At 76.5% G+C, this 13947-nt stretch carries 11 protein-coding genes; 1 reads left to right on the top strand and 10 read right to left on the bottom strand.

All coding sequences use genetic code 11. The features are described 5' to 3' along the window. Positions 1 to 52: 52 nt before the first annotated feature. Together ABZ881_RS15185 and glmS are read right to left on the bottom strand one after the other, a co-directional pair. Entirely contained in the window at positions 53 to 1534 is a 1482-nt protein-coding gene (locus ABZ881_RS15185) for an NAD(P)H-hydrate dehydratase (protein ID WP_358484971.1), read from the bottom strand. 39 nt (positions 1535 to 1573) lie between these two features. Continuing rightward, on the bottom strand, positions 1574 to 3433 hold the full coding sequence (gene glmS / locus ABZ881_RS15180; protein WP_358484969.1) for a glutamine--fructose-6-phosphate transaminase (isomerizing): 1860 nt from the start codon (positions 3431 to 3433) through the stop codon (positions 1574 to 1576). A gap of 118 nt (positions 3434 to 3551) precedes the next feature. Here glmS and ABZ881_RS15175 point away from each other — a divergent pair, with 118 nt between their 5' ends. Then, complete coding sequence (locus tag ABZ881_RS15175) at positions 3552 to 4433, top strand: dienelactone hydrolase family protein (RefSeq protein ID WP_358484967.1); 882 nt, start codon at positions 3552 to 3554, stop codon at positions 4431 to 4433. A 105-nt stretch (positions 4434 to 4538) separates the two neighbouring features. On the opposite strand, the gene ABZ881_RS15170 is transcribed toward ABZ881_RS15175, so the two are convergent. The 8 genes from ABZ881_RS15170 to eccCa all read right to left on the bottom strand — a co-directional run bounded on the left by ABZ881_RS15170 (position 4539) and on the right by eccCa (position 13945). After that, a complete protein-coding gene (locus ABZ881_RS15170) occupies positions 4539 to 4904 on the bottom strand; it encodes a hypothetical protein (protein ID WP_358484964.1) in 366 nt (121 codons plus the stop codon). Next, entirely contained in the window at positions 4901 to 5155 is a 255-nt protein-coding gene (locus tag ABZ881_RS15165) for a hypothetical protein (protein ID WP_358484962.1), read from the bottom strand. The genes ABZ881_RS15170 and ABZ881_RS15165 overlap by 4 nt, the downstream gene beginning before the upstream one ends. A gap of 168 nt (positions 5156 to 5323) precedes the next feature. After that, positions 5324 to 6658, bottom strand: a complete 1335-nt coding sequence (glmM, locus tag ABZ881_RS15160; protein ID WP_358484960.1) for a phosphoglucosamine mutase — start codon at positions 6656 to 6658, stop codon at positions 5324 to 5326. An 11-nt stretch (positions 6659 to 6669) separates the two neighbouring features. Next, the gene (rpsI, locus tag ABZ881_RS15155; RefSeq protein WP_358484959.1) at positions 6670 to 7275 is read right to left on the bottom strand and encodes a 30S ribosomal protein S9; all 606 of its coding nucleotides are present in this window, start codon (positions 7273 to 7275) and stop codon (positions 6670 to 6672) included. A 29-nt stretch (positions 7276 to 7304) separates the two neighbouring features. Beyond that, entirely contained in the window at positions 7305 to 7748 is a 444-nt protein-coding gene (gene rplM, locus ABZ881_RS15150) for a 50S ribosomal protein L13 (RefSeq protein WP_344028945.1), read from the bottom strand. Between the two features lie 268 nt (positions 7749 to 8016). Continuing rightward, positions 8017 to 8310, bottom strand: a complete 294-nt coding sequence (locus ABZ881_RS15145; protein WP_344028942.1) for a WXG100 family type VII secretion target — start codon at positions 8308 to 8310, stop codon at positions 8017 to 8019. Between the two features lie 13 nt (positions 8311 to 8323). Beyond that, a complete protein-coding gene (locus tag ABZ881_RS15140; protein ID WP_358484955.1) occupies positions 8324 to 8635 on the bottom strand; it encodes a WXG100 family type VII secretion target in 312 nt (103 codons plus the stop codon). Positions 8636 to 8749: 114 nt separating this feature from the next. Then, a complete protein-coding gene (gene eccCa, locus ABZ881_RS15135; RefSeq protein WP_358484954.1) occupies positions 8750 to 13945 on the bottom strand; it encodes a type VII secretion protein EccCa in 5196 nt (1731 codons plus the stop codon). Positions 13946 to 13947 lie beyond the last annotated feature (2 nt).

Raw genomic sequence — 13947 nt, 5'->3', positions numbered from 1 at the left:
ATCGCATCCCGCACCGGTCGGCCCGCCGGGGACGGGACCGCGCGGCCCGGGCTCAGCCCGCTGCGGCGGCCCGCACCCCGCTCAGCGCGGCCGGGATCGCGGCCTGCAGCGACGACGCGGGCACCGGCACCGGCGGCAGCCCGTGCGCACGCGCGGCGCGGGTCGCCGCCCTGGCGTGCACGAGGGTCGCGCAGCCGGCCGCCCACCAGGGCTCCATGCCTGCCGCCAGCAGGGCACCGATCATCCCGGTGAGCACGTCGCCGGAGCCCGCGGTGGCGGCCCACGCGTCGGCCGCCGGATCGACCAGCGCGCGCCCGTCCGGGGCGGCGACAACGGTGGCGTTGCCCTTCAGCAGCACCGTCACGCCCAGCTCGGCCGCGGCGGCCCGGGCCGCCGCGACCCGGTCGCCGCCGTGGTCCCGGTACAGGTCGCCGGCGATCCGGGCGAACTCGCCGGCGTGCGGGGTGAGCACCGCGGGCTGCCCGTGCACGCGCTCCCGCAGGGCCCGGTCGGCGGCCAGCAGGGTGATCCCGTCGGCGTCGATGCAGACCGGCACCTCCCGGTCCAGCACCGCCTCCAGCACGGCCCGGCCGGCCGATCCGGTGCCGATGCCGGGGCCGACCGCCCACGCCTGGGTGCGGCCGGCGTCGGTGATGTCCCCGGTGGCGACGATCTCCGGCCAGTGCCGGCGCACCTCGTCGGCCGCCGAGCCGGCGAACCGCACCATCCCGGAGGTGGCCAGCGCGGCCGCGCCGGCGGCCAGCACGGCGGCGCCCGGGTAGGTCGCCGATCCGGCGGCGATCCCGACGACGCCCTGGCTGTACTTGTCGTCGTCCGGGCCGGGGACCGGCCAGTACCGGCCGGCGTCGGCGTCGTCGAACACCCGGGCGTGCGGCTCGCCCAGGTACGGTCCGAGCCCGAGGTCGACCAGGTGGACCGGACCGCACAGCGGCGCCGCGAGCGCGTGCACCGGCTTGCGGGTGCCGAAGGTGACGGTGCACGCGGCCCGCACGTGCGGTCCGGCGGTGCGCCCGGTGTCGGTGTCGACGCCCGACGGCAGGTCGCAGGCGACGATCGGGACGCCCGCCCGGTCCGCGGCGTCGACCAGCGCCGGGGCCGGATCGCGCAGCGGGCCGCGGCCGGAGATGCCGACGATGCCGTCCACCACGACGTCGGCACCGGCCACCAGCTCGCGCGCCGCGTCCAGGGTCTCCGGCAGCACCGGCAGCACCCGGCCGCGGGCCCGGCGCAGCGCGGCGAGCCCGGCCGGATGGGCCCGGTCCCGGTCCAGCAGCAGCGCGGTGACCCGGGCGCCGCGGCGGCGCAGCTCGGCGCCGGCCCACAGCGCGTCGCCGCCGTTGTCGCCGGCCCCGACCAACAGGACCATCCGGCGGCCGTAGCCGCCGCCGAGGAGGCCTCGCAGGTGCGCGGCCAGCCCGCCGGCCGCCCGGCGCATCAGCACGCCGTCGGCGACCGTCGCCGCCATCGCGCCCTCGGACGCCCTGACCTGCTCCGCGGTGTACAACCCGTGCATGGCGCGGAGACTAGACCCGCGTCCCGATCGGCGGCCGGCTCACTCCACGGTGACCGACTTCGCCAGGTTCCGCGGCTTGTCCACGTCGTAGCCGCGGGCCCGGGCGATCTCGGCCGCGATGACCTGCAGCGGGATCGTCGCCACCAGCGGCTGCAGCAGCGTCGGCACGGCCGGCAGCTCGAAGAGGTGGTCGGCGAACGGCCGCACCGTCTCGTCCCCGGTCTCGGCCAGCACCACGGTCCGCGCGCCGCGGGCCTTGATCTCCTGGATGTTGCTCAGCAGCTTGGAGTGCAGCACCGCGCGCCCCTTCGGCGACGGCATCACCACGACCACCGGCAGGCCGTCCTCGATCAGCGCGATCGGGCCGTGCTTGAGCTCGCCCGCCGCGAACGCCTCGGCGTGCATGTAGGCGAGCTCCTTGAGCTTGAGCGCACCCTCCAGGGCGACCGGGTAGCCGACGTGGCGGCCCAGGAACAGCACCGCCTTCGACGGCGCCAGCTCCTGCCCGAGCGCGCGGGCCTCGCCCAGCGACTCCAGCACCTCGGCGACGGCCGCCGGGATCGCCTCCAGCTGCTCGTACTCGCGGACCACCTCGTCCGGGTACTTGGTGCCGCGGGCCTGCGCCAGCGCCAGGCCGACCAGGTAGTTCGCGGCGACCTGCGCGGTGAACGTCTTGGTCGCGGCGACGCCGATCTCCGGACCGGCGTGGGTGTAGATCACCGCGTCCGACTCGCGCGGGATCTGCGCCCCGTTGGTGTTGCAGATGGCCAGCACCCTGGCCTTCTGGTCCTTGGCGTGCCGCAGCGCCTCCAGGGTGTCCGCGGTCTCGCCGGACTGGGAGATCGCGACGACCAGCGTGGACCGGTCCAGCACCGGGTCGCGGTAGCGGAACTCGCTGGCCAGCTCGATCTCGACCGGGATCCGGGTCCAGTGCTCGATCGCGTACTTCGCGAGCAGCCCGGAGTGGTAGGCGGTCCCGCAGGCGACCACGAAGACCTTGTCGACGTCGCGCAGCTCCTGGTCGGTGAGCCGCTGCTCGTCGAGCACGATCCGGCCGTCGACCAGGTGCCCGCGCAGGGTGTCGGCGATCGCGGTCGGCTGCTCCTCGATCTCCTTGAGCATGAAGTAGTCGTGGCCGCCCTTCTCGGCGGCCGCCAGGTCCCAGGTCACCTCGAACGGGGTGGCGGTCACCGGCTCGCCGCGGAAGTCGGTGACCTCGTAGCCGTCCCGGGTGATGGTGACGACCTGGTCCTGCCCGAGCTCGACGGCCGAGCGGGTGTGCTCGATGAACGCCGCGACGTCGGACGCCAGGAACGTCTCGCCGTCGCCGATGCCGAGCACCAGCGGCGAGTTCCGGCGGGCCGCGACGATCCGGTCCGGGTCGTCGGCGTGCGTCACGACCAGGGTGAAGGCGCCCTCCAGCCGGCGGGCCACCGCGCGGACGGCGGCCGGGAGGTCCCCGGCCGTCCCGCCCTCGGCGTAGGCGACGGCGACCAGGTGCGCCGCCGTCTCGGTGTCGGTGTCGGACTCGGCCCAGATCCCGCGCGCCTCCAGCTCGGCGCGCAGCTCGATGAAGTTCTCGATGATCCCGTTGTGGACCACCGCGACCTTGCCGTCGCTGCTGCGGTGCGGGTGCGCGTTGCGGTCGGTCGGCGGGCCGTGCGTCGCCCAGCGGGTGTGCCCGATCCCGGACGTGCTGACGAACCCCTCCCGGCCGATCTCGTCCAGCCTGGCCTCCAGGTTCGCCAGCGCACCTGCCTTCCGTTCCACCAGCAGGTCACCGTCACCCGGTAGGGCGACACCGGCGGAGTCGTACCCGCGGTACTCCAGGCGGCGCAGGCCGCCGAGCACGACGTCGAGTGCGACCTGATGACCGACGTAACCGACGATGCCACACATACGACCGAGCGTATCGACGCCCGATCCGCGATCTTCCGGTGCCGGGTGCGAGCGGCGCCACGCCCGAGGTGGGCGGCGCGGCGGGCAGGTCGTGACCTGCACCGGTACGGTGCCGTCCGTGGCCCGGACCAGCGTGACCCGTCCCCCGTCCATGAAGGGGGCCAAGGACGCCCTCGGCGTGCTCTCCCGGCCGGGGCCGAACCCGGTCCGGTACGGCGATCTCGGCCTGATCGGGTTGCCGGGCATCGTCTACACCCCCGCGGAGGGTTACCAGCTGCCCGCCGTCGTGCTCGGACACGCCTGGCTGCAGCCGGTGCGCCGCTATCACGAGCTGCTCCGGCACCTCGCGACCTGGGGTTTCGTCGCCGCGGCACCGAACACGCAGCGCGGCCCGGTGCCGAGCGTGTCCCGGTTCTCCGCGGACCTGAACACCGTGCTCGACGTGTGCGTCGGCGTCCGGCTCGGCGACGGCCACATCAGTGTCGACGCCCGCCGCACCGCCCTGGTCGGGCACGGCATCGGCGGTGGCGCGGCGATCCTGGCCGCGGCCGCCCGGGAACGCCTCGGCGCGCTGGTGACGCTCGCCCCGGCCGAGACCTCGCCGTCCGCGATCGAGGCCTCGGGCCGGGTGACCGCACCCGCCCTGCACCTGGCCGCCGCGGTCGACTCGCTGGCTCCGGCCGCCGGGCACGCCGAGCCGATCGCCAGGGCGGCCGGTGGGGAGGTGACCCTGCGCAGCATCGACAAGGCGGGCCATCTCGGCTTCTGCGAGGGCACGCACTGGTCGAGCCTGCTGCTGCAGAACCGCCCGCAGCACCGCACCCGCAAGATCACCCGGGCGCTGGTCACCGCGTTCCTGATGCAGGAGCTGATCGGCGAGAAGCGGGTGTCCGCACTGACCTCGGGCAACGTCCCGGGTGCTCCGCTGGTCGATCTCACCCCGGCCGAGGAGGACGAGGAGTCCGCCTCGTCCGGCGGCCTGCTCGGCATCGGCCGCTGACCGGGCCGGCCGGCGTCTGATCACCGATCGGGAACCGGGACGCCTCCCGGGCGACCGATCCGGTGCCCGATCCGTGATCAGCAGCCGGGGCTCCGGGCCGCCGCGTCAGCGGCCGGGGTCCGGGCCGAGCGGCGGCAGCAGCGGTGCGACGACGCCGCGGCGGTCGGTGGTGCGGGTCCCGGTGACACCGGGCAGCGGCGGGGCGGCAGGCCCGGCCGGGCCGGGTTCCGGCTGCCCGGGTTCGGGCTGCTCGGAGCACCCGTCGAGACGCTGTCGTTCGGCCACGGCGTCGGCGGCCAGCCGGTCGGTCGCCCGGCGCACCAGATCGAGCCGGTCGGTCCACTCCCGGCCCGCCGGGTCGTCCCAGGCGGCGGCGAGGGCACCGCGCACCGCGACCAGCGCACCGGCGGTGTCGTCGAGGCGCTCCACCAGCCGCCGCAGCGCAGCGCTCTGCTCCGCGATCCCGGTCATCGCGGGTCCCGTGCCCCGGCCGGATCCGATGGCCCGGCCGGATGGCTCGACATCGTCCAGTGGGCCGCCCGGAACGCTGCGGCCGTCAACTCGTCGGCGGCGCGGGCTGCGCCGGCGCAGTACCGGGCGGTGGCGGCCAGAGACTCCAGCTCGTCGGCGATCCGCAGCGCGTCCCGGCCGTGCTCACCGGTCGGACCAGCGACCACGGCGGCCCGCAGATCGGACACGGCGTCGTCCAGCCGGGTGGCCATCCGGTCCAGTGCATCGGGATCCCGTCGCAGGTCCGGTCGCATCCCGGCACTCTGCCCGATCCGGCCCCCCACCGCCCAAGGGTCGTTCGCCATCGCGAACGGCAGCTGCTCGAGCGTTGCAGGATGGCGGTCCCGACGACCATCCTGCAACGCTCGAGCGGCGGCAGTTCAGCTCGCGGCGGCGACCACGTCGGCCAGCCGGGCGGCGACCGCACCGGCCTCCTCGGCGGTCGGCGCCTCCACCATCACCCGGACCAGCAGCTCGGTGCCCGAGGGCCGCAGCAGCACCCGCCCGGTGTCGCCGAGCTCGGCCTCGGCCTTCGCGACGGCCTCGGCGACCCGGTCGGACGCGGCGACCGCGTCCCGGTCGCCGACCACGACGTTGCGCAGCACCTGCGGCAGCGGCGTCATCACCGACGCCAGCTCGGCCAGCGACGATCCGGTCGACGCGATCCGGCTCATCAGCCGCAGCGCGGTGAGCAGGCCGTCCCCGGTCGTCGCGTGACCCGGCAGCACCACGTGCCCGGACTGCTCGCCGCCGAGTGAGTACCCGCCCTCGCGCAGCCGCTCCAGCACGTACCGGTCACCGACCTTGGTGGTGTCCAGGGTGATCCCGGCGTCGCGCATGGCGAGGTGCAGGCCCAGGTTGCTCATCACGGTGGCGACGAGCGTGTCGTGGGCGAGTTCGCCGGCGTCGCGCATCGCGAGTGCGAGCACCGCCATGATCCGGTCGCCGTCGACGATGTTCCCGGCGGCGTCCACCCCCAGGCAGCGGTCGGCGTCGCCGTCGTGCGCGATGCCGAGATCGGCCCCGTGTTCGACGACGGCGCGCTGCAACGGCTCCAGGTGGGTGGACCCGACGCCGTCGTTGATGTTCAGCCCGGTCGGCTCGGCGTTCAGCGCGATCACGTCCGCGCCGGCCTGGCGGTACGCCTCGGGCGCGGCGACGGACGCGGCGCCGTGCGCACAGTCCACGACCACCTTCAGCCCGGCCAGCGAGCCGGGTGCCGCCGACAGCAGATGGTCGACGTAGACGGTGGTCGCGTCCGGCGCGTCCCACACCCGCCCGATGTCCGCACCGGTGGGTCGGTCCGCGCGGGTGCCGAGACCGCGCTCGATCTCGTCCTCGACGTCGTCGGGCAGCTTGTGACCGCCCGCGGCGAACAGCTTGATGCCGTTGTCGGGCATCGGGTTGTGCGACGCGGAGATCATCACGCCGAGATCGGCGCCCGCCTCGGCGACCAGGTGCGCGACGCCCGGGGTGGGCAGCACGCCGACCCGGATCGCGTCCGCACCGGCCGAGGTCAGGCCCGCGACGACCGCGGCCTCCAGCATCTCCCCGCTCGCGCGCGGGTCCCGGCCGACGACCGCGACGGGGCGGCGGCCGGCTCCGTTCGACAGGGTGCGCGCGGCCGAGGCACACACACCAACGGCGAACTCCGGAGTGAGGAGTTCGCCGTTGGCCAGGCCCCGGACGCCGTCTGTTCCGAAAAGGCGACGCATCCGGTCTGCGATCAGCGCTTGGAGTACTGGGGCGCCTTGCGGGCCTTCTTGAGGCCGTACTTCTTGCGCTCGACGGCGCGGGCGTCCCGGGTGAGGAAGCCGGCCTTCTTCAGGGCCGGGCGGTCCTCGGAGTCGAGCTCGACCAGCGCGCGGGCGATGGCCAGGCGCAGCGCGCCGGCCTGACCCGCGGTGCCGCCGCCACGCAGGTTCGCGAAGATGTCGAACCGCTCCGTCTTCTCGACGGTGACCAGCGGCTCCTTCACGATCTGCTGGTGCAGCTTGTTCGGGAAGTAGGTCTCGAGCGGCTTGCCGTTGAGCGTGAACCCACCGGTGCCCGGCAGCAGCCGGACGCGGACCACGGCCTCCTTGCGGCGGCCGACGGTCTGCACCGGACGGTCCCCCTGCAGCGGCGCCTCGGCGGCGAACGCGTCGGCGTCGAAGTCGGTGTTCTCCTCGATCGAGTAGTCGACCTCGTCGACGGCCTCGACGTCTGCGGCCTCGACGTCTGCGGCCTCGCCGACGGTCTCGGTCAGCTCGGTCTCGGTCGCCGCGGCGGCCGCACCCTCGGTCTCGACCGCGTCGACGACCTCGTCGGGTCCGTTCTCGGGGCTGGTCACGGGCTGTCCCTCTTCGTTGCTCGGGGTGGTCACTGGCTGACCTGGGTGATCTCGAACGGCTGCGGCTTCTGCGCCTCGTGCGGGTGGTCCGGACCGGCGTAGACCTTCAGCTTCTTGGCCATCGCACGCCCGAGCCGGTTCTTCGGCAGCATGCCCTTGATCGCCTTCTCGACGAGGCGGTCGGGCTGGCTGTCGATCATCTCGCCGACGGAGCGCTGGCGGAGGCCACCCGGGAAGCCGGAGTGGCGGTAGACGAACTTGTCGGTCCGCTTGTTGCCGGACACCGAGATCTTCTCCGCGTTCACGATCACCACGAAGTCGCCGTTGTCGACGTGCGGCGCGTAGGTCGGCTTGTGCTTGCCACGCAGCAGCGTGGCGGCGTGCGTGGCGAGCCGACCGAGGCGCACGTCGTCGGCATCGATCACGTGCCAGGCGCGGGTGATGTCGCCGGGCTTGGGGCTGTACGTGGGCACGGATCTACCTCGTCGTCGTTCTCGGCTGCGGTGGGCAGTACCGGCGGACTCGTCCGCTCGGATCCGGCCCACACTGGTGTGGTTCCTAGCGTGCCGCTGGTGGACGCCGGAGGGACGCTCGCCCGCCGGAGTTTCGCTACCTCGCACCTTCTCGAGGAACGACGGTCGGCGCCCGCGGGTCTCCACCGCTGCACAACGAGTGTCAAGAGTACCCGGCGAGCCCGGGAGCGGGCGCGAGGGGGGGTCGGTCCACCCGCTCCCGGGATGGTCAGACGCCGAATCGGCCCGCGTTGCGACGCTCCACGTCCTGGTAGCCCTGGCCCGCGGCGGACACCAGCGCCCGGATCCGCTGCAGCGTCCCGGTGAGGTCCGCGGCGGAGCGGTCCCAGCGCTGCTGCGCCTCGTTGTACCGGTTCGCCGCGTCGCCGGTCCAGCCCGCCACGACCGGGGTCAGATGACTCTGCAGCTCCCCGAGCTGCGCGGTGATCCTCGCCCTCGCCCCGTCGATGTCCGCGGCCGCCTGGTCGATCGCCGCGAACGTGACCCTGATCTCCGATCCCATGCCCGTTCCCCTCTCAGCCCAGCACCGATGTGATCGCGGAGACGTTCCGCGCGTTCTCGTCCTCGACCGCCTGGTAGGCCGTGGCCGTGCCGCCGAGCTGCTCGGCGATGTCGGCGAGCGCGGCGTTGAGCCGCTTCGCCTCGGCGTCCCACTCCGCCATCAGCGCGGTGAATGCCGTGGCCGCCGCACCCGCCCACTGTCCGCGGGTCGCCTCGAGCCGAGAGCGCAGCCCGCCGAGCTCACCGTTGACGGCCTGGCTCACCTCCCGCACCCGCCCGGCCGCGCGGGCCATTTCGTCGGTCGTCGTGCCGAATCCCTGGGTCATCCGCCCACCCCGTCCCGTTCCGGCCGGGCGGTCGCCCGACCGGCGGGGACCGTGCCATCCGACGCCCACCGGCCGCGGCCGTTCCCGGGGTGACGGTTCGCGACCGGGAACGGATCACCGCGTCCGGCGCAGCGATCCGGCGATCTCGGCGCAGGCGGCCGGCGGCTCGGCCGCGACCGGCCGGCGGCAGCCGACGACGAGCTGGTCGGTGCCGGTGAACAGGACCAGCCAGTCGACGACGGTGCCGTCGCCGGGATGCTGGCGGTAGCGGTGCGTCCCGGGGGCGGCGCCCGGTTCCGGCGGGGTCACACCGCGGGCACCGGCCAGCCGGGCGGCCAGCTCCCGGCGGGCACGGTCCGGTTCGCGTCCGGCGTCGTAGCCGAGGGGGCTGCGCTCGACGACCACCAGCTCGGCCCCGTCCGGCCGGCCGGCCGGCGTGAGCAGGCTGCGCCGGCGGGCCGGGTCGCCGCCGGTGTGCTCCCAGCCCGCCGGGAGGACGGCCGCGTACCCGTACTGGACGAGGGTCCCGCCGGTTGGTGGACCGGGTGGTGGGCCGGGTGGCGGGCCACCCGCCAGGAGCCCGGCGGTGAGCAGTGCCGCCCCGAGCAGCGCGGTGGCCGGGAGCGCGGCCCGGCCGACGGCCCGGCGCGCCCGGCACACCCGGGGCATGCGGTCCCGCCGGTCCCGGCCGGCGGGCGGTCCCGGCGGCGGCCCGGGCCGAACCGGCCCGGGCCCGGGGCGAACCGGACCGGGGCGCCGGCTCCCCGGCGGCACCGTTCCGGGGCGCCCCGCACCCGGCGCCCGGGCACCCGGCAGCACAGCATCTACCGGCCCCGGCTCCAGTAGCCCGGCACCCAGCAGCGCCGCCCCCAGCACCGCGGCGGTGTCCGGCCCCGCGCCGTCGACCGCGGCTGGGTCGGCGGGGTCGTCCGGGTCCACCGGGCCGGCCCGCCGCACCGGGCAGGGTGCGGCGGCGACGTCCCCCGCCGGCTCCCCCACCAGCACGATCTCCACCGCACCGACGGCGCGCGCCGCGATCCCGAGCGGGAGCGCCGCCGGCACCGGCTCGACCACCGCGCCGTCCCGGACGACCGCGGGCCCGCCCCGGGACGGACCCGCCGACCAGGTCTCCGCGACCAGGACCGGCCCGGGCGGCGGCGCGGGCCCCACCGCGAGTGCGGCGACCGCGACCGGCACCGTCTCCACCCGCGGCGTGCCGGGGAACCGCCCGCCGGGGGTCGCGCCGACCCGGACGACCACCGCGGGCGGATGGTCCCCGAAGAAGTCGGCGACCGCGGCCGCCGGATCGGTGCCGCCGGGCGCGGCGGCGAGCAGCCGGATGCCGTCCGGATCGGCCGCGGCGAGCAGCACCCGGTCCGGACTGGCGTGCACCGCGACCGCGTACCCGGTCATCCCGGCTCGGTCCAGGCGAGCTGCAGCCGCCGGGCGCCGTACCTGCGGTCGACCAGCACGGCCCGCCCGGGGGGCCCTGGCCGCGGCTTGACCTTCTCCAGCAGCGCACCCTCGTCGGGGCTGCCCGACCCGACCAGACCGGGCGCGCCGAGCTCGCGCAGCCTGCCGAGCACCGGATCGAACAGCGCCCGCGCCGCGCCGCCGGTGCGGCGGGCCAGCACCACGTGCAGCCCGACGTCGCGGGCCTGCGGCAGGAACTCGGCCAGCGGCAGCAGTGGGGTGCGGCGTCGTCCCGCCGGGCGGGACGACCAGGTCGTAGTCGTCCACCAGCAGCCACACCTCGGGCCCGCTCCACCAGGACCGGTCGCGCAGCTGCTGCGCGGAGACGCCGGGCCCCGGCAACCGGCGCCCCAGCGAGCCGGCGATGTCGGCGCAGGCCTGCGCGGTGGCCTGGGCGGTGGAGGTGTGCGCCAGCAGGTGCGTGGCATCGATCGCGCCGAGCAGGGTCCGCCGGTGGTCGACGGCGACGATCCGGGCCTGCTCGGGCGCCCATCGGCGGGTGATGTCGCGGGCCAGCAGCCGGAGCAGGTTCGTCTTGCCGCCGCCGGAGTCGGCGAAGCAGAGCAGGTGCGGCTCGTCCGGGTCGAGCTCGACGGCGGCGAGCCGGTCCTCGTCGACCCCGACGGCGGGCCCGCGACCGGGTCCGGCGGGCAGCTCGTCGACCGTGATCCGCTCGGGGAGCAGCCGGACCTCCGGCATCGTCGGCCCGTCCCATGCGGCCGCGACGGCCGGGGCGAGATCGGCCCCGGGACCGGGCCACGGCGCGGCGAGCACGGCGGGGGCGCCGTCCGGGGCGAGCCCGTGCCCGGGCCGGATCGGCACAGCCGCCGCCCGCCTGCGGTCCACCTCGGACTCGCCGGGATCGCCGAGGCGCAGCTCGATCCGGCTGCCGAGCTGGTCCTTGAGCGCGGGCCGGAAGTCGGCCCAGCGGGCGGCGGTCACCGCGACGTGCACGCCGTAGGCCAGCCCGCCCGACGCCAGCGCGGTGAACCGATCGTCGAGGTCCTCGAACCCGGCCCGCAGCGCCGTCCAGCCGTCGACGACGAGCAGCAGATCGGTGCACGGCTCGTCCGGCAGGTCCCCGGCGCCGCGCCGGGCCCGGAACTCCTCGATCCCGGCGATGCCGTGCGCAGCGAACAGCTGCTCGCGCCGGTCGACGGTCGCGACGACCTCGGCGACGACCCGGCGCACCAGGTCGGTCCGGCGCCGGTCGGCGACCGTCCCGACGTGCGGCAGCCCGGCGAGCGGGCCGAGGCCGCCGCCGCCCAGGTCGAGCACGTGCACGCCGAGCTCGTGCGGGGTGCGGGTGAGCGCGAGCGCCGTGACCACCGTGCGCAGCGCCGTCGACTTGCCCGACCGGGGCCCCCCGACGACGGCGAGATGCCCGGCCGCGCCGGACAGGTCGAGCGTGAGCAGGTCCCGGCTCTGCAGGTAGGGCCGGTCGACGAGGCCGACCGGCACCGCCCAGCCGCTCGGGCCGGGCACCTGCAGGCCACGGCCGGGCCGCACGGCCGGTTCGCCGAGCACCGCGGTCAGCGGCGGCGGCTCCTCCAGCGGCGGCAGCCACACCCGGTGCGCCCGCGGGCCGGGACCCGCACCGACGGCGGCGACGACCCGGTCGAGCAGGCTCGCCGCGGCGACCGGCTGCCCGGCCGGTTCCGGGACCGGCACCGGGTCCGGCAGCGCGACCGGCCCGGCCGGGAACGGCAGCGCGCGGCGCGGCCCGCCGGACGCCCGGCCCCGGCCGGCCGGCTCGTCCTGCGGGCCGGAGACGTAGGCGGCCCGGAACCGGACCAGCTCGTCGGTGCCCGCGGACAGGTAGGCCGAGCCGGGGGTCGGCGGGAGCAGGTGGGCGTCCGGCACGCCGAGCACGGCGCGGGACTCGGCTGCGGAGAACGTCCGCAGCGCGATCCGGTAGGACAGGTGCGACTCCAGGCCCCGCAGCCGCCCCTCCTCCAGCCGCTGCGAGGCCAGCAGCAGGTGGATCCCGAGCGACCGGCCGAGCCGGCCGATCGTCACCATCAGGTCGATCATCTCGGGGCGCTGCGCGAGCAGCTCGGAGAACTCGTCGACCACCACCAGCAGCAACGGCAGCGGGTCCAGCGGAGCCCCGCCGCGCCGGGCCGCGTCGTGCTCGGCCAGCGACGCGAGGTTCCCGGCGGCGCGCAGCAGCTCCTGGCGCCGGGTGATCTCCCCGGCGAGCGCGTCGGCCATCCGGTCGACCAGGGTCAGCTCCTCGGCCAGGTTCGTGATCACCGCTGAGACGTGCGGGAGCCCGGCCAGCCCGAGGAACGTCGCGCCGCCCTTGAAGTCGACCAGCACCAGGTTCAGCTCGTCCGCACCCGCGGTGGCGACCAGGCCGAGCACCAGCGTCCGCAGCAGCTCGGACTTGCCGGACCCGGTCGCGCCGATGCACAGCCCGTGCGGCCCGGCGCCGCCCTGCGCCGACTCCTTGAGATCGAGCACGACCGGCCGGCCCGCCGGGTCGGTGCCCAGCGGGACGCGCAGCCGGTCCGCCGGGCCGCGGCGCCCGCGCAGCGCCGCGATCCCGTCCCGGTCCGGGCGGCCGAGGCCGAGCAGCGACCCCAGCCCGGGCGCCCGGACGTTCACCGGACCGTCCGGGCCCGCGGCGTCGGCCGGGCCGTCCGGCCGGTAGCGCGCCAGTCGCCGGGCGAGCGCGCGCGCCTCGGCCCCGGTGACCGCGTCCGGGACGCCGACCGGTGTCCCGCCGGGGCCGCCGCGGCGCAGCGTGCGCGCCCCGCCGGGTTCGACGCCGACGGCGAGCCGCAGCACCGACACCGCGGGCCGGCGCCCGCGGGCCGGGCCGATCCGCAGCACGGTGACGCCGGGCACCCCGGCCCAGGCGCCGGGGGTGTCGGCGGCACCGTCCAGCACCACCAGCAGGTGCCGGTCGCCCGACGACGGCTCGTCCACCCACCAGCGGCGGACCCGGTCCGGGTCGTCGGTGAGCATCCGGAGCGGTCCGACGGCGTCGGCGAGCGCCGGGTGCCCGGCGTGCGGCAGCCACTTCACCCAGTCCCAGCGCCCGGCGGCCGTCCCCGGCGCGACGACGGCCAGCCGCGCGTCATCCGGCCCGTGCCACAGCACGTACTGGACGACGAGCGCGCGGGCCAGGTCGGCCGCGGCGGCCGCGGCGGCACTGCCGTCCGGCTCCACCCAGATCGTCGCCGACGCCCGCGCGTCCACCGCCACCGGCAGGTCGTCCACGGTGGAGTGCCGGCGCAGGAAGCGGCGCAGTGCGAGCGCGGACAGCGGCTCCAGGCTCTCCAGCGGGCCGGTGTGCGGTGCGCTGAGCCGGGCGGCGAGCCGCTGGGTGCCGCGACCGGCCCGCAGCCGGCCGAAGTCGTCGTCGGCGGGGCGGCGCTCCCACAGCCGGCCCGCGGCGAGCACGTCCGGCCAGGCCCCGGGATCGGGGTGCACGGTCTCCAGCACGCGGCGCTGCCGGGCGGCGATCCCGGCCGCGCGGGCGCCGAGCACCTCGAGGTAGCGCAGGTAGTCGCGGCGGTCCTCGTCCATCGTCGCGGTGCGCGCGCCGGCCCCGCGCCCGCCGCCGGTGAGCAGCATGCCCAACGCCGAGAGCGCGAACATCCCGCCGAACAGCCACGTCCCGGTGTCGCCGCGGCCGAGCACCACGAACAGCACCGCGCCGCCGACCATCGCCAGCGGCAGCAGCCGCTGCGCGAGCCCGCCGGGGACCGGCCGCTCCGGCTCCGGCGGCGGCTCGGGCACCAGCTCCCCGCCGGGCATCTCCGGCACCGTCCGGCGTGGCCGCCGCAACCCGATCGTCCCGCCCACCGGGGCCTCCTCTGTGGACACGA

It is taken from the genome of Pseudonocardia sp. NPDC046786 (genome assembly GCF_040645415.1).
Lineage (GTDB): Bacteria > Actinomycetota > Actinomycetes > Mycobacteriales > Pseudonocardiaceae > Pseudonocardia > Pseudonocardia kongjuensis.
The sequence above is the reverse complement of the archived record's forward strand: the minus strand, read 5'-3'. Positions and strand labels throughout refer to the sequence as shown.